16 protein-coding genes are annotated in these 16105 nt (G+C 33.8%); 9 read left to right on the top strand and 7 right to left on the bottom strand.

The genetic code is table 11. From position 1 onward, the window contains the following. Positions 1-2: 2 nt before the first annotated feature. From ispH to pheA, 7 genes are read right to left on the bottom strand one after another with little or no spacing between them, the layout of a single operon-like run. Complete coding sequence (gene ispH / locus THEYE_RS08740; protein ID WP_012544912.1) at positions 3-872, bottom strand: 4-hydroxy-3-methylbut-2-enyl diphosphate reductase; 870 nt, start codon at positions 870-872, stop codon at positions 3-5. A gap of 23 nt (positions 873-895) precedes the next feature. Next, a complete protein-coding gene (gene cmk / locus THEYE_RS08735) occupies positions 896-1564 on the bottom strand; it encodes a (d)CMP kinase (protein ID WP_012546614.1) in 669 nt (222 codons plus the stop codon). After that, on the bottom strand, positions 1561-2853 hold the full coding sequence (aroA, locus tag THEYE_RS08730; protein ID WP_012545275.1) for a 3-phosphoshikimate 1-carboxyvinyltransferase: 1293 nt from the start codon (positions 2851-2853) through the stop codon (positions 1561-1563). The genes cmk and aroA overlap by 4 nt, the downstream gene beginning before the upstream one ends. After that, entirely contained in the window at positions 2850-3704 is an 855-nt protein-coding gene (locus THEYE_RS08725) for a prephenate dehydrogenase (RefSeq protein WP_012545810.1), read from the bottom strand. The genes aroA and THEYE_RS08725 overlap by 4 nt, the downstream gene beginning before the upstream one ends. Before the next feature lie 2 nt (positions 3705-3706). Continuing rightward, a complete protein-coding gene (gene aroF / locus THEYE_RS08720; RefSeq protein WP_012546648.1) occupies positions 3707-4732 on the bottom strand; it encodes a 3-deoxy-7-phosphoheptulonate synthase in 1026 nt (341 codons plus the stop codon). Between the two features lie 3 nt (positions 4733-4735). Then, positions 4736-5845 carry a histidinol-phosphate transaminase gene (gene hisC, locus THEYE_RS08715; protein ID WP_012546009.1) on the bottom strand — a complete coding sequence of 370 codons (1110 nt, stop codon included), beginning with the start codon at positions 5843-5845 and terminating at the stop codon, positions 4736-4738. Positions 5846-5859: 14 nt separating this feature from the next. Continuing rightward, positions 5860-6933: a prephenate dehydratase gene (pheA, locus tag THEYE_RS08710; RefSeq protein ID WP_012546845.1), complete on the bottom strand. Its 1074-nt coding sequence runs from the start codon at positions 6931-6933 to the stop codon at positions 5860-5862. Between the two features lie 39 nt (positions 6934-6972). On the opposite strand from pheA, the gene THEYE_RS08705 reads away from it, so the two are divergent. From THEYE_RS08705 to THEYE_RS08665, 9 genes are all read left to right on the top strand, one after another. Continuing rightward, positions 6973-8091, top strand: coding sequence for a type III PLP-dependent enzyme (locus THEYE_RS08705; RefSeq protein ID WP_012545474.1), 1119 nt, complete (start codon positions 6973-6975; stop codon positions 8089-8091). A 10-nt stretch (positions 8092-8101) separates the two neighbouring features. Beyond that, a complete protein-coding gene (gene speE / locus THEYE_RS08700; RefSeq protein ID WP_012546389.1) occupies positions 8102-8938 on the top strand; it encodes a polyamine aminopropyltransferase in 837 nt (278 codons plus the stop codon). A gap of 69 nt (positions 8939-9007) precedes the next feature. After that, complete coding sequence (gene hrcA, locus THEYE_RS08695; RefSeq protein WP_012545755.1) at positions 9008-10054, top strand: heat-inducible transcriptional repressor HrcA; 1047 nt, start codon at positions 9008-9010, stop codon at positions 10052-10054. Between the two features lie 13 nt (positions 10055-10067). Next, positions 10068-10691 (top strand): nucleotide exchange factor GrpE, encoded by a 624-nt coding sequence (gene grpE / locus THEYE_RS08690; protein ID WP_012546170.1) that lies wholly within the window; start codon positions 10068-10070, stop codon positions 10689-10691. Between the two features lie 2 nt (positions 10692-10693). Then, complete coding sequence (dnaK, locus tag THEYE_RS08685) at positions 10694-12592, top strand: molecular chaperone DnaK (RefSeq protein ID WP_012545409.1); 1899 nt, start codon at positions 10694-10696, stop codon at positions 12590-12592. Further along, positions 12589-13689 carry a molecular chaperone DnaJ gene (gene dnaJ / locus THEYE_RS08680; protein ID WP_012545807.1) on the top strand — a complete coding sequence of 367 codons (1101 nt, stop codon included), beginning with the start codon at positions 12589-12591 and terminating at the stop codon, positions 13687-13689. The genes dnaK and dnaJ overlap by 4 nt, the downstream gene beginning before the upstream one ends. A 65-nt stretch (positions 13690-13754) precedes the next feature. Beyond that, entirely contained in the window at positions 13755-14594 is an 840-nt protein-coding gene (locus THEYE_RS08675; RefSeq protein ID WP_164924866.1) for a metal ABC transporter substrate-binding protein, read from the top strand. After that, on the top strand, positions 14591-15304 hold the full coding sequence (locus THEYE_RS08670; protein ID WP_012546339.1) for a metal ABC transporter ATP-binding protein: 714 nt from the start codon (positions 14591-14593) through the stop codon (positions 15302-15304). Before THEYE_RS08675 ends, THEYE_RS08670 begins: the two co-directional genes overlap by 4 nt. Next, positions 15297-16100: a metal ABC transporter permease gene (locus tag THEYE_RS08665; protein ID WP_012545164.1), complete on the top strand. Its 804-nt coding sequence runs from the start codon at positions 15297-15299 to the stop codon at positions 16098-16100. The genes THEYE_RS08670 and THEYE_RS08665 overlap by 8 nt, the downstream gene beginning before the upstream one ends. The last annotated feature ends 5 nt before the right edge of the window (positions 16101-16105 follow it).

Genomic DNA, 16105 nt, shown 5'->3' with positions numbered 1-16105 from the left:
CCTTAATTTGTAAACTTTTTAATTTTATCAATAACTTCATCAATTATCCACTGAGGGGTTGATGCTCCTGCTGTGACTCCAATTTTTTTAGCAGAGTTAACCCACTTTTTGTCAATTTCCTGAGCATCTTCTATATGATATGTTTTTACCCCTATTTTTCTGCAAAGATTAGCAAGCTGAGTCGTGTTTGCACTGTTTTTACCTCCTACAACAATCATGACATCAACTTCTTTTGCAACTTTTTCTGTTGCTTCCAGCCTTCTTGATGTGAAATTACATAGAGTGTTAAAAATTCTTATCTCTTCAAATTCATTAAGAGAATTTATTATTTTATTCATTATTTCTTTAACTTTTGACATTGGTTGGGTTGTTTGTTGAATTATACCAATTTTTTTATTAAGAATCGGAATTTTTTTAGATTCTTTGAGTTCATTGTCTGCATGATTAATTACAATCGCTTTTTCTCCTGCATAACTAAAAATGCCTTTAACTTCTGGATGTTCTCTATCTCCAATAATTAAAACCTGATAGCCTTCAGAAGCTAATTTTTCAGCAAGATTTTGAGCTTTTTTAACAAATGGGCAGGTAGCATCTATGATTTCACAATCAAGCTGTTTTAATTCATTAAATTTTTCTTTAGGAATTCCGTGAGCTCTTATTATTAATGTTTTTATAGTTTTTTGAGAAATTTCATCTACAGGATATACGCCTAAATCTTTTAGCCTTTCTACAACTTGAGGATTGTGAATTATAGGACCTAAGGTAAAAACACCATCTTTATGTTTCTGAGCAACATCAAAGGCTATGTCAATTGCTCTTTTTACCCCAAAACAAAATCCTGCGCCTTCTGCCAGAACAATATTTTTTTGCATACTGTTTTTGATAATACATGATATCAAGCATCCTCTGCAACTTTTTTTAACACTATTGAGATAACTTCTTGAAGTGTAAGCTCTGATGTATCAATATAAAAAGCATCTTTACTGAGCCTTAACGGAGCATTCTCCCGTGAACAATCTCTTTTATCTCTTTCTATTACATCCCTTAGTGCTTCTTCAAAACTTATTTTTTTACCAGATTGTATCAATTGTTCAAATCTTCTTTTAGCCCTTACTTGAGGAGATGCATCAAGATAAAACTTTTTCCATGCATCAGGGAAAACAACTGTTGTCATGTCTCTGCCTTCAGCCACAATATCTACTTTTTCTGCAAAACTTCTCTGTAATGGCATCAGAAAATCTCTCACAACTTTTTGAGTAGAAAGCTGAGAAGTAATCTCTCCAATTTTAGGATCTCTGATAAAATCTGAGACATCTTCTCCTGATAAAAAAACTCTCCCATTTTTATAGTGAATTTTTATATTTTTAAGCTCTTCTTCTATTTCTTGCTCAGTTAGCAATGAAAAATCATCAATGTAATTGAATTTTATAGAAAAATAGTATGCCACTGCCCTATATAAAGCACCTGTATCAAGATATTGAAAACCCAAAGCTTTTGCTATTTCCTTTGAAACAGTGCTTTTGCCAGCACCTGAAGGTCCATCAATTGCAACTACTTTTTTCATTTCTGAAGCATCTCCAGTAAGCTATAAAACTCAGGGAATGATATATCAACGCAGTTTGCGTCTTTTATTGTAGTTTCACCTTCTGCAATAACTCCCGCTATGCTTAATGCCATTGCTATTCTGTGGTCTTTATAAGAGTAAACCTCTGTGCCAATAAGTTTGCAAGGACCTTCTATTTCTACTCCATCTTCAAATTCTTTTATCTTAACTCCCATTTTTTTTAGCTCTGATGTCATTGCTTTAATTCTATCTGATTCTTTTGCCCTCAGGTCTTTGGCATCTTTTATAACGGTTTTACCCTCTGCCTGCGTTGCTACAACACATAGAATTGGAAATTCATCTATCAGTTTAGGGATAATATCTCCCTGAACATTAATACCTTTAAGCTCAGATGAGCTTTTTGCAAAAATGTCTCCAACAGGCTCGCCTCCTTGCTCAGTTATATTAAAAATTTCTATAGTTGCTCCCATGTTTTTTAAAACCTCAATAAAACCTGTTCTTGTTTCATTGAGGTTAACCTGTTTAATTAATATTTCTGAGTCTGGCACTAAGCAAGCTCCTGCTATAAAAAAAGCAGCTGAAGAAAAATCATTTGGGATAGTGATATCAAAACAATTAAGTTCATGGTCTACAGGAGAGAGTTTTACAGTATTATCATTTATGATAATATTCACGCCCATGTTTTTTAGCATTTTTTCTGTGTGATCCCTGCTTTTATGAGGTTCTGTTAAAGTCGTTTCTCCTTTAGCATAGAGTCCTGCAAGTAAGATAGCACTTTTTACCTGAGCACTTGCTATTGGCATTTCATAGCTTATTCCTTTCAAAAAACCGCCCTTTATAACAATAGGGGGGAATTTATTTTCTGCCCTTCCCATAATATTTGCGCCCATAAGTGATAGAGGATTAATTATGCGTTTCATAGGTCTATATCTTAAAGAGTCATCTCCTGTAAGAACAGTAAGAAATCGTTGCCCTGCGACTATTCCGCTTAATAGTCTTATTGTTGTCCCAGAATTTCCGCAATCAATAACATTGTCAGACTCTTTTAAAGAATGCAAGCCCTTTCCATTAACTATAATTTCTTTTGAGTCAGTTATCGTGATTTCTACACCAAGTGATTTCATTGCGTTGAGACTGCTTAATGGGTCCTTTGCCCAGAGAAAGTTTTTTATTCTTGACTGTCCCTTTGCTAAAGAAGCAAACATAACTGCTCTGTGAGATATGGATTTATCAGGTGGAGGTGTTATCTCACCTTTGAGGGTTTTAGCTTTTTTAATTATTCTATTCATGAATCAATTTCTTTTCTTAAATTTTTTGCTTTTTCTATAAATGTTTTGACTCCTTCTGAGTCTTTTTTAGAGAGCATTTTTTTTATTTCTTTAAGATTTTTGGCGAAAATTTCAAGGCATTGTAAGATATTTTTATCATTCATTATAAAAATATCTCTCCAGACCTCTGGAGAACTTTTAGCAATTCTTGTTGTATCCTTAAATCCTGAACCAGCATATTTTATAAAATTTTTGTCCATTTCTGCTACTGTATTTACCATACAAAAAGAAATTAAATGAGGTAAATGACTTACAAGAGCATAAATTTTATCATGTTTATCCGCGCTCATAAACTCAACTACTGCACCTATTTTTTGCCATAGATTAGAAACTTTTTCAAGAGCTGATTTATCCGTATTTTCAGTAGGAGTTATAATAACTTTTGCTTTTTTAAAAAGATCTCCCTTTGCATGTTCAAATCCTGTTTTATCTGAACCAGCAATAGGATGAGTTCCAACAAAGAAGACTCCAGCGGGTAAAATTTTTTCAAAACTATTTACAACGCTTTCTTTCACACTGCCAACATCAATAATGATTGTTCCTTTTTTAAGATAATTAAGCATTTCAATGATAATTTTTTCAAATATACCAGCAGGAGTTGCCAAAACAATAAGCTCTGCCTGAGAGGCTTTTTTTAATGATGTGGTATAGCTATCTATAATTCCAAGTTTTAAGGCTTCTTTAAGCCTTTGTTCATTTCTTCCATAGCCAATAATTTTATTGACTAACTTTTTTTCTTTTAATGCTAAAGCTAATGAACCTCCAATTAAGCCAACTCCAAGAATTGATACAGTGTTAAATCCATCCTCCATTCTTAAACTTCCCTGCCAACAGCTTTTGCAACAGCTGCAACTTTTTTCATCATTTCTTTAAACTGTTCCGGAGTTAAGGATTGTTCGCCATCAGAGAGAGCTTCTTCAGGATTTGTATGAACCTCAATTAAAAGCATGTCTGCACCTGCTGCAACCGCAGCAACTGCCATCGGGCTGACAAGTTCACGCTTTCCTACACCATGACTTGGGTCAACTGCAACAGGAAGATGACTTAAGGACTTTAAGAGAGGAACAGCACTGAGGTCAAGTGTATTTCTTGTTGCGGTTTCAAATGTTCTAATACCTCTTTCACAAAGTATAACTTTTTCGTTTCCTCTTGAAAGAATATATTCTGCTGCCATAAGAAGTTCTTTTATTGTGGCAGACATTCCTCTTTTAAGCAAAACTGGCTTGTCCACTGAGCCTACTTCCATAAGAAGTTTGAAATTCTGCATATTTCTTGTGCCGATTTGAAGAATATCAACATAATCAATCATTATGTCTATATCTCTTGGGTCCATTATTTCACTTATTACAGGGAGTCCTGTTTTTTCCTTTGCTTCTGCAAGATATTTCAATCCTTCAACTCCGAGTCCTTGGAAAGAATATGGTGATGTACGAGGCTTAAATGCACCGCCTCTTAAAAAAGTTGCTCCTGCAGATTTTATTTTTTCAGCAATATTAATAAGGGTAACTCTATTTTCTACTGCACATGGACCTGCTGCAACATGAACTTTTTTGCCACCAATTTCAAGATCATCAACTTTAATGACAGTATCTGTTTTTTTAAAGTCTCTGCTTGCAAGTTTATATGGTTTAAGAATTCTTACTACTTCTTCAACACCAGGGATTGCTCTTATTGCATTTTCTTCATCTTCTGTTATTTTTGAGGTATCTCCAATTACGCCGATAATTGTTCTTTCAGTTCCTTTTGAAATATGTGGTTTTAATCCTTTTAATTCAAGTTTTTTAACAATTTTTTCAATCTGCTCATCACTTACATCTGGTTTTAATACAATAATGTCCATATTTTAACCTCCTAAAAATTTTTTAAATGCTTCAATAAAGGATTTATTTTCTTCAGGTAATCCTATAGTTACTCTTATTTGTTTTGGTCCAACAGGTCTTACAATGACTCCTTGTTTTAGAAGGAAATCAAAAACTTCCTTTGATGTTGTATTTTCAGGTAAAACTATATAGATGAAATTTGTTTGAGTAGGTAAATACTTAATAGATGAGATTTTATCAAGCTCTTTATAGAGATAGTCTTTACCTTTTTCATTTATTTCAAGCACTTTTTTTAAATGTTCTTCATCTTTTAATGCAGATTCTGCAGCAATTTGGGCTATGGTATTTGTGTTAAAAGGTTCTCTGATTCTGTTCATTTCTGTGATGATTTCTTTTTTTGCAATTCCGTAACCTATTCTTAAACTTGCAAGCCCATAAGCTTTTGAAAAAGTCCTTAAAATTAATATATCTTTATCTTCTTTAAAATATTTCAAGGTATCTGGATATTCGGGGTCTGTAACATATTCATAATAAGCCTCATCCATGATAATCAATATATTTTCTGGAAGAGCCTTAATAAATTTATCAAACTCTTCTTTGTAGTTTATAGTGCCTGTTGGATTATTTGGATTGGCTATGAATATAATTTTTGTTTTATCTGTTACTTCATTAAGCATTCCTTCAAGGTTATGTCTCCAGTTTTTCAATGGTACTTCTTTTGCAACTCCTCCCTGTGATATTACACTCATGGCATAAACAACAAAAGAGGGATTAGCCATAACTGCTTCATCTCCCGGTCCTATGTATGTCCTTACCGCGATATCTATAAGCTCATTTGAGCCATTACCAAGAATTATCTCATCATGCGTTAGAGTTATTCCTTTTTTTGCGAATAAATCACATAAAGCATTTTTCAGATAGTATCCGCTTCCTTCTGGATATCTTGCAAGCTCAACTGGTTTAGATATTAAATCTTTAATTGCTTCAATAACTTTTGGCGAAGGACCAACAGGATTTTCATTAGAAGCAAGTTTTATGCATTCTTTTATACCAAGTTCTCTTTCTACTTCTTTAACTGGCTTGCCTGGAATATATGGTTGAATCTTTTTCACGTAAGATAGCGGTTTAATCATAATCGCTCCTCCATTTATTTAAACATTGGATATGAACCAAGATGTACAAGCTCTATGCAGTAATTTTTTACTTCTTCAAGGGTTTTACGAACCTTTTCATCTTCAATATGTCCCATAAAATCAACAAAGAATATGTATTCCCATTTTCTCATTTTTGCTGGACGAGATTCTATTTTTGTAAGATTTAACCCTGAATCCTTGAAAGGTTTTAAGGCATTGTAAAGTGTTCCTGGTTTATCTTGAAGTGAGAACATTATAGAGGTTTTATCAGAACCAGTTTTATTCGGAAATGTTTTTCCGAGAATGAAAAATCTTGTATAATTGTTTTTGTAATCTTCTATATGTTTTGCAACAAATTTAAGTCCATAAATATTTGCTGCAAACTCACTTGCTATTGCTGCGACATCTTCATCTAAAGAAGCCTGTCTTGCTGCTTCAGCAGTGGATGCCACATCATAAACTGGAATATCAGGCATATTTTTTCGTAGCCATTCTCTACATTGTGCTCTTGCATGAGGGTGTGAATATATTTTTTTTATTTTTTCTTTTTCTCCTGTAAGGGAGAGTAAGTTATGCGTTATTGGGATTATTATTTCTCCAGCAATTTTTACTTCATACTGCATAAACATATCAAGAGTATAGGTAACAGTGCCTTCATTTGAGTTTTCTATTGGCACAACCCCGAATTTTGTTATGCCTTTTTCTACTGATTCAAAAATATTCTTAATATTATCCTCTGGTTCAAACTGTGCAAAGCTTCCAAAATACTTTATTGCTGCAAGATGAGTGAATGTTCCTTCAGGACCAAGATAAGAAATTTTTTGTGATTCCTGAAGAGCAAGAGTTGCTGAGAGAATTTCTCTAAATAGAGTTTTAATTACCTCATCAGAGAAAGGTCCCTTATTTAATTTTAGAATTTTATTTATGATATTTTTTTCTCTTACGGGGTCATAAAAAGAAAGTCCCTGAGTTTTTTTTATTTCGGCTATTTTTATAGCGAGTTTCGCTCTGTCGTTTAAAAGTTTAAGAATTTCTTTATCAATTTTGTCAATTTTATCCCTTAAATTCTGTAGTTTTTCATTTTCCATTTTTTATTCTATCATAGAATATGATAAAATTTTAAAATTATGACAAATCACAAAAATACTCTTATGGATAGAATACTGAATTGGATAGCTTCTCACGATGATGAACCTCCTTATCTTCTTCTTGATAGAGAAATATTAAAAGAAAAGATTTCACTGATTGGAAGAGGAATTAAAAACTCAAAAGTTTTTTATGCTGTTAAGGCTAACCCAGATATAGATGTTATTAGGTATCTAAACAGTTTTAATGTAGGTTTTGAAATAGCCTCAGAGGGTGAACTGGCAATCTTAAAGCAGTTGAATGTTGAGCCTGAAAGGATTATAACAAGTAATCCTGTAAAAACCTTTAAATTTCTTAAAGAAGCGGTTGAATATGGTATTGAGTATTATGCTTTTGATTCTATAGCAGAAGTTGAAAAACTTGCGAAGTATACACCACGTAAAAAAGTTTATGTGAGACTGACTGTTCCTAATGAAGGAAGTGAATGGCCATTGAGTAAAAAATTTGGTGTTGAGATGGAAGAAGCTGCCCAGTTGCTTATTTACGCTAAACAAAGAGGACTTGACCCTATAGGAATAACATTCCATGTAGGTTCTCAATGTAGTAATGTTTATAACTGGCATACAGCGATACACAAAGCAGGACAATTAAAAGAACTTGTGAGAAAAAATGGAATTGAAATAAAAATGTTGAATATTGGCGGTGGCTATCCTATAGAGTACACAAAAAAAGTTCCTTCTATAGAGACAATAGAGACAAAAATTAACTCTATTCTTGAAGAATATTTTCCTGATACAGAAATTTTTATAGAGCCTGGAAGAGCTGTTGTAGGAGATGCTGGAGTTTTTGTATCAAGAATTATTGGTAAGGCTCAGAGAGGAGATGAAAATTGGCTTTATATAGATGTGGGTGTCTTTAACGGATTAATGGAAAGCATAGGAGGTATTAAGTATCAGTATATCGTAGGAAGCAGAGGAGAAGAAAAAGAATGGACAATTGCAGGACCAAGCTGTGATAGTTTTGATGTAATAGACAGAGAGGTTGTGCTTCCTGAGCCAGATGTTGGAAGCCTTATTCTTATTCTATCCGCAGGTGCATATACGATATCTTATGCATCAGAGTTTAATGGATTTTCCACGCCAAAAACATTTTTAATTTAGGAGGTTTGCCATGATTAAATTTTTTGAGAAGGACCCTTATGCTCCGATACAGTATGTATATGAAGTGGAAAAAGTTCTTTATAAGGGTAAAAGTAAATTTCAGGAGATAATGGTTTTTGAAAATCCTTATTTTGGAAAAATTCTTGTCCTTGATGGTGTTGTCCAACTTACTGAAAGAGATGAGTTTATTTATCATGAAATGCTAACCCATGTTCTTATGCACGCTCACCCTGAAGCTAAAAATGTTGCTGTTATAGGAGGCGGAGATGGTGGTGCAGTAAGGGAAGTTCTTAAACATGGCTCTGTAAAAAAACTTTACTTTATTGAGATTGATGAAGAGGTTATAAAGGTCTCAAAAGAATTTTTTCCATCTGTTTCTTCAGCCATAGATGACTCAAGGGTTGAGATTAGATGTATGGATGGAGCAGAGTTTATAAAAGAGATGAAAAACTCTCTTGATGTAATAATTGTTGATTCAACAGATATAATAGGTTTTGCAAAGAGCCTTTTTACAGTTGAGTTTTTTAAATTTGTAAGAGACGCACTCACTGAAAATGGAATGTTTGTGACACTTTCAGAGTCTCTTATATTTCATAGAGAGCTTGTATATGAAGTGCAAAATTCTATGAAGCTAATATTCCCGATTGTTGAACTCTACACTGCAAGCATAGCAACTTATGCTGGAAACTGGTGGAGCTTTTCTGTTGGCTCAAAATCTTTAGACCCTCGCGAAATACGAAAACCTGTAAAAATAGAGACAAAACTTTATACAGCAGATTTGCATAAATCCTGCTTTTTGCCCCGAGATATTTATAAAAAACTTTTAAATAAAGAGCTTATCTGGTAGAATATTTGACTTTTTTAAGGTTATCGTGATAATTTTAAACATTAGCACTTAAATATGAGGAGTGCTAAAATGAGAGATACAATGCTTGATGAAAGAACTAAAAAGGTGCTTTACGCGGTTGTGGAAAGTTACATTGAAAAACCTGAACCTGTAGGTTCGCGTTATATTATGAAAAAATATGGATTTGATGTCTGTTCTGCTACAATAAGGAACATAATGTCAGATTTAGAAGATGCAGGATTTCTTTCCCAACCTCACACTTCAGCTGGAAGAGTGCCAACAGATAAGGCATATAGATTTTATGTTGACTATATATTTCAGAGTGAATTGTTTTCTCAATCATTGGAAATTAAAAGAGTTATAGAAAATTTAACAAAAAAGTTAAGAAAACTCAGAAACAACATGAACTCTCTCTTTTTAGAAACAACTCAGAGTTTATCTCAGGCTACCAGATATCTTGGTTTGGCGCTTTTGCCAGCAACAGAAAAAACCGCTCTTCATCGGGTAGATTTTATAAAATTTAAAGATGACCTTGTAATAGCTGTTGTTGTGAATGATAAAGGTATTGTTAAAAATAAGATTATAAAAGTTTATCCTGAAATAACCCAGAAGGAACTTAACAGTCTTGCAGATTTTGTTAATAGAAATTATCACGGAAAAACCATTGACGAAATACGAGATGACCTGATTGTGAGGATAAAAAAGGAAAAAATTTTCTGGGATAGATTAATTTCCAAGATTTTAAAAATGTGTCAGGAAGCATTATATTTCTCCAGAGAAGATGTTTATGTATCAGGATTTTATCATATAATGCACTTGCCAGATTTTTCTGATATAGAAAAACTTAGAGAGGTTGCAAAAACAATACAAGACAGGCATCTTTTGCTTAAACTTTTTGAAAATATTTCTGAAGACGATGAGGTAAAAGTAATTATAGGGCAGGAAAATCCTGTAGAAGAATTTAGAAGTTTTAGTATAATTGCTTCACCATATAAAGAAAAAGACAAATCACTTGGTGTTATTGCTCTTGTTGGTCCAAAGCGAATGAACTATCAAAGGGCAATTATGTTAGTTAATGCCTTTGCAAGGTCATTAACAAGAACACTTTCAGATTAGGAGGTTTATTTAAATGGATGAAATAAAAAAAGATACATCTACTGAAAACAAAGAAACTGAAGAAATTTCTTATGAAGGTTCAGCAATTGAAGATAAACCAAGAGATGTTGTTGAGAATCTTCAAAATGAACTATCTCAACAGAAAGAGAAATATCTTAGACTTTATGCTGAATTTGAAAACTACAAAAGAATGATTCAAAAAGAAAGAGAAGAGTTAGTAAATTATGCCAATGAAAAATTAATCAAAGATTTATTGCCAATTATAGATAATTTTGAATTAGCTATCAAACATGCAGGTAGTGACCTAAATTCTGATTGGCTTGAAAGTATGAAAAAAGGTGTTGAGAATACATTAAAGGAATTTTTGCGAATATTAGAAAAATACGGAGTAAAACAAATTGAAACAGTTGGCCAGGTTTTCAATCCGGAGGTGCATCATGCTGTATCTACAGTTGAAACAGAAGATATAGAAGATAACATCATTGTAGAAGAATTGCGTAAAGGATATTTGTATAAAAATAAGCTACTAAGAGAGCCTCTTGTAGCTGTTTCTAAGAAAGCTAAGCCCTCTGAAGAGGGAGGTTCTTCTTCGCACCCATCGGGTGTTCAGAATGACAGAATTGAAAAGGAGGATTAATTATGGGAAAAGCAATAGGAATAGACCTTGGCACAACAAACTCTGTTGTTGCAGTAGTTGTAGGTGGTGAGCCTGTAGTAATACCGAATCAGGAAGGACAAAGAACAACACCTTCTGTAGTTGCTTTTACTGATAAAGGTGAAAGATTGGTTGGACAGGTTGCAAAAAGGCAAGCAATAACTAATCCTGAAAATACTATCTTTTCTATAAAAAGATTGATGGGACGAAAATACAACTCTCAGGAGGTTCAGGAGGCAAAGAAGAGACTTCCCTATAAAATTGTTGAAGCTCCAAATGGTGATGCACACGTTGAAATAATGGGAAAGAGATACTCTCCACCTGAAATCTCTGCGATGATACTTCAAAAGCTTAAACAGGCTGCTGAGGACTATCTTGGCGAGCCTGTAACAGAAGCTGTTATTACAGTGCCTGCTTATTTTGATGATAGTCAGCGTCAGGCAACAAAGGATGCAGGAAGAATTGCAGGACTTAATGTTCTGAGAATAATAAATGAGCCAACCGCTGCAGCACTTGCCTATGGGCTTGACAAGAAAAAAGAAGAAAAAATAGCTGTTTATGACCTTGGTGGTGGAACATTTGATATCTCAATTCTTGAGATAGGAGAAGGAGTTATTGAAGTAAAGGCAACCAATGGAGATACCTATCTTGGTGGAGATGATTTTGACATAAGAGTTATGGACTGGCTTATAGAGGAGTTCAAAAAACAGGAAGGTATTGACTTAAGAAAAGATAGAATGGCACTTCAGAGACTGAAAGAAGCAGCAGAAAGGGCAAAAATTGAATTAAGTTCAGCAATGGAAACAGAGATAAATCTTCCTTTTATAACAGCTGATGCTTCAGGTCCAAAGCACTTACTCATGAAATTAACTCGTGCCAAGCTTGAACAGCTTGTTGATGATTTAATCCAGAAAAGCCTTGAGCCTTGCAAAAAAGCTCTTTCTGATGCAGGACTTTCTCAAAGTCAGATAGATGAGGTAATTTTGGTTGGTGGACAGACAAGAACTCCGAAAGTGCAGAAAGTTGTTCAAGATTTCTTTGGGAAAGAACCTCATAAAGGTGTTAATCCTGATGAAGTTGTTGCTGTTGGAGCAGCGATTCAGGCAGCAATTTTAAAGGGAGAGGTAAAAGAAGTTTTACTTCTTGATGTAACTCCTCTTTCACTTGGAATTGAAACACTTGGTGGTGTATTTACTAAGATTATTGAGCGTAATACAACTATACCCACTAAGAAGTCTCAAATATTTACAACTGCTGCTGATAATCAGACAGCTGTTACAATTAAAGTATATCAGGGTGAAAGAGAGATGGCGGCAGACAATAAGCTTCTTGGAGTATTTGAACTTGTTGGAATACCTCCTGCCCCAAGAGGAATTCCTCAGATAGAGGTTACCTTTGATATAGATGCCAATGGAATTTTGCATGTTTCTGCAAAGGACCTTGCTACTGGTAAGGAACAGTCAATAAGAATTACTGCTTCAAGTGGTCTCAGTGAGGAAGAGATTAAGAAAATGATTAGAGAAGCTGAAGCACATGCAGAGGAAGACAGGCGCAAAAAGCAGATTGCTGAAGCAAGAAATGAAGCAGACAACATGATATATACTGTTGAAAAAACATTAAGAGATATGGGTGATAGGATTTCAGAAGATGAAAGGAAAAGAATAGAAGAAGCAATTGAAAAGTGTCGTAGGATAAAGGATACAAGCAATGATGTAAATGAGATAAAAGCAGCTGTAGAAGAGTTAGCTAAAGCTTCTCATAGAGTGGCTGAGGAACTTTATAAAAAAGCAGGAGCATCCCAGCAAGGAGCAGGTAGTACAACACAGTCAAAAAAAGAGGAAGATGTAATAGAAGCTGAGGTAGAGGATAAAGATAATAAATGAAAGATTACTATAGCATTCTTGGTGTAAGCCGGGACGCCTCTCAGGAAGAGATAAAAAAGGCGTTCCGGCGCCTTGCAAGAAAATATCATCCTGATTTAAATCAAGGAGATAAATCCGCAGAAGAAAAATTCAAAGAAATAAACGAAGCATATGCTTGTCTTGGTGACCCTGTAAGGAGAGCTAACTATGATAGATATGGAACAGCAGAAGGACCTACAGGGAACGGATTTGGATTTGAAACTTATACAACGTTTACAGATATATTTGAAGACATATTTGAAGGATTTTTTGGAAGTTTTGGGTTCAGAAAAAATAAACCTACAAAAGGTGCTGATTTAAGATATGACATTACAATCACTCTTGAAGAAGCAGCCAGAGGAGTTGAAAAAACAATTAAATTTCCCCGTTGGGAAATATGTGGAACATGCAATGGTTCTGGAATAAAACCTGGTAGTGAGCCAATTATATGTTCATCTTGCGGTGGCAGCGGATATATCAGATATAATCAAGGATTTTTTTCAGTGTCAAAGACATGTTCAAAATGTGGTGGAACAGGAAGAATTATCAGAGATCCTTGTTTTGATTGTGCAGGAAATGGAAAGATAAAAGTAGAACATGAATTAACAATAAAAATTCCTCCAGGTGTTGATTCCGGAAGTAAATTAAAGGTCAGTGGTGAAGGAGAAATAGGTGAATTTGGTGGACCAAGAGGCGATCTTTATATTTTTGTCAATGTTAAAGAACACGAATTTTTCAAGAGAGAAGGTATAAATCTTTATTGTTCCATTCCTATTTCATTTGTTAGAGCAGTTTTTGGCGGAGAAGTGGAAGTTCCTACACTTGATGGAAAAGAAAAAATAGAAATACCAGCAGGAACTCCATCAGGTAGAGTTTTTAAGCTCAGGGGTAAAGGGCTTCCAAGAGTAGGAGGTACTCACAGAGGAGACCAGATTGTAACTGTTTACATTGATGTTCCCAAAAAACTAAATGAACGTCAGAGAGAACTTCTTGAAGAGTTTGCCAGGATATCTGGAGAAGAAATAAAAAAAGGTTCAAAAGGCTTGAAAGATAAATTAAAAGATATTTTTTCAATGTAGAATTGAGGTGTGTTAGGAGATATATGAAGAGGAATAATTTTATCTTTCTTGTTTTTGTATGCATTATGTTAGTTTTCATATCTTGTTCACAAAAGAGTGAGATAGTTTCAAAATCTGCAATCTCAGTTTATACAAGCCTTTATCCTCTTCAGCATTTTACAAAATGGATAATGCCCGAAGCTCAGATTCAGGTATTAATTCCTTCTCAGATTGATCCACATAATTTTGAGCCTTCTTTAAAGGATATTCAAAAACTTTTTAATGCAAACATGGTAGTCTATCTTGGAAATACAGATATTGACCGATGGATAGACAAAATAAAAGACGAGCTTACTCTAAAAGGCATAAAGGTAGTGAGACTTCAAGATTATATTGCATTTAAAAAATATTCATTAGGTAGTGAAATAGACCCGCATATATGGTTAGACCCTATTTTAGTTTTGGAAATTATTAAAGTAATCAAAGATAAAGCTCAGGAACTTTATCCTGATAAAAAAGATATGTATGAGAAGAATTTTTCTCTGTACAGTGAAAAGCTTAAAGAACTTGATAGGGACTATAAAAAAGCTTTGTCAAACTGTTCATTGAAAGAAGTTATCGGAAGTCATGAATTTTTAAATTATCTTAGTGCCAGGTATGGATTTAATTTTCACTTTATTGTTCATGAACCTGAAGAAGAGCCGCCATTAAAGAAAATTCAAAAACTGAAAAATTTAATAAAGCAAAGCTCTATTGGATACATCATTTGTGAGCCAGAGGGAGAAAAAATTGCGAAAACTTTATCAGAGGAAACTGGTGTAAAGATATTAAAATTCAATACATTTCATCAAATATCTACAATAGATTACTTTCAAGCAATGAGAGATAATCTTGAAGTTTTAAAAACTGCTTTAAATTGTAAATGAAAGCGATAAGTTTAACAAATGTTTATTATTCTTTTGATAGCATTTTTGTGCTTGAAAATATTAATCTTGAAATAGAAGAGGGATGCTATCTTGGAATTATAGGACCAAACGGAGCAGGGAAAACAACTTTACTAAGGTTAATCTTAGGTATAATAAAGCCTCACAGAGGTCAGGTATTGATTTATGGGCAGAATCCAGAAGATTACATAAAATCAGAACCTATTGGATATCTACCTCAGAGAATATCTCAGACAATCTATGAATTTCCAGTTACAGTAGAAGAACTTGTTAAAAGTGGATATGAAAAGATTAAAAAAGAAAATCTTGATTGGGCATTGGATGTTTTTAAAATTTCTCATTTAAGAAAAAAAATCCTCAGGGAACTTTCTGGAGGAGAGCGTCAGAAAGCGTTTCTTGCCAGAGCTATTGCTTCGCAGCCGAGAATTTTACTTCTTGATGAACCAACTACAGGCATAGACCCTTATTCAATGGAGGAATTACTTAAAATGCTTGAGATTCTCAACAGAGATTTTGGAATTACAATCCTTGTAGTTACTCATGATATAGGGACTTTTGCTCATGAAGCGAGATGTATTCTGTGTCTGAATAGAAGAGTTGTATGTCTTGGAGAACCCCAGAAAATTCTTAAAGATGAGTATATGGCTATGTTATATCCTGAATCTACTGTTTTCCCGCACAAAAATGCTTGAAATTTTTGAATTCAACATAATAAAAAGAGCTTTTTTAGTTGTTAGTTTTATAGCACCTTTATCTCCGATTTTTGGAATTTTTCTGCTTTTTCGTAAATATGCTTTTTTTGCAGACACCCTTGCTCATGTAGGTTTTTTAGCACTTGCATTAAGCCTTTTCTTCAAAATAAACTCTCTTGTTTTGCTTATTTTATTGAGCATAGGGGTGTCTATTTCTGTTGAACAACTCAGGACTAAAGACAGACTTCCAGCAGAAGGTTCTCTCTCTTTTTTTCTGTATTCAGGAGTTGCTCTTTCAGTGGTCTTTATAACTTTTTCTGGCAGCACGGGTTCCATAATAAATATACTTTTTGGAAGTCTTTCTACTGTGACAAAGGAAGATGTTTATCTTATTTTATCTGGAGCTTTTGTATGTGGAGTTTTTATCTTAAAATACTATAAAAAACTGATTAGTTTCTGCATTGATGAAGAGCTTGCTCATGCCTCTGGAATTAATGTAGCAGTCATTAAAATGCTCTTTGCAACAACTGTTGCATTATCAATTTCTATATCAATAAAAACAATGGGAGCTCTTTTAATTGGCTCTCTGATGATAATTCCACCTTTGATTGCTATGCATATATGTAGAAGCCTTAAAAATACGGTTATTGTATCAATTATTATTTCTCTTTTATCGTCCTATTCAGGAATTTTCCTTTCTTTTTACTCAGGGATTCCTCTTGGTGCATCAATTTCAACTATTTTAGTTGTTTTTTTTGTGATTTCTTTTATTATTAAAGCATTTAAGTTTAAATGATAATA

The sequence above is a fragment of the Thermodesulfovibrio yellowstonii DSM 11347 genome, from assembly GCF_000020985.1.
GTDB classification, from domain to species: domain Bacteria; phylum Nitrospirota; class Thermodesulfovibrionia; order Thermodesulfovibrionales; family Thermodesulfovibrionaceae; genus Thermodesulfovibrio; species Thermodesulfovibrio yellowstonii.
This window is presented reverse-complemented; position numbering and strand designations above follow the sequence as displayed.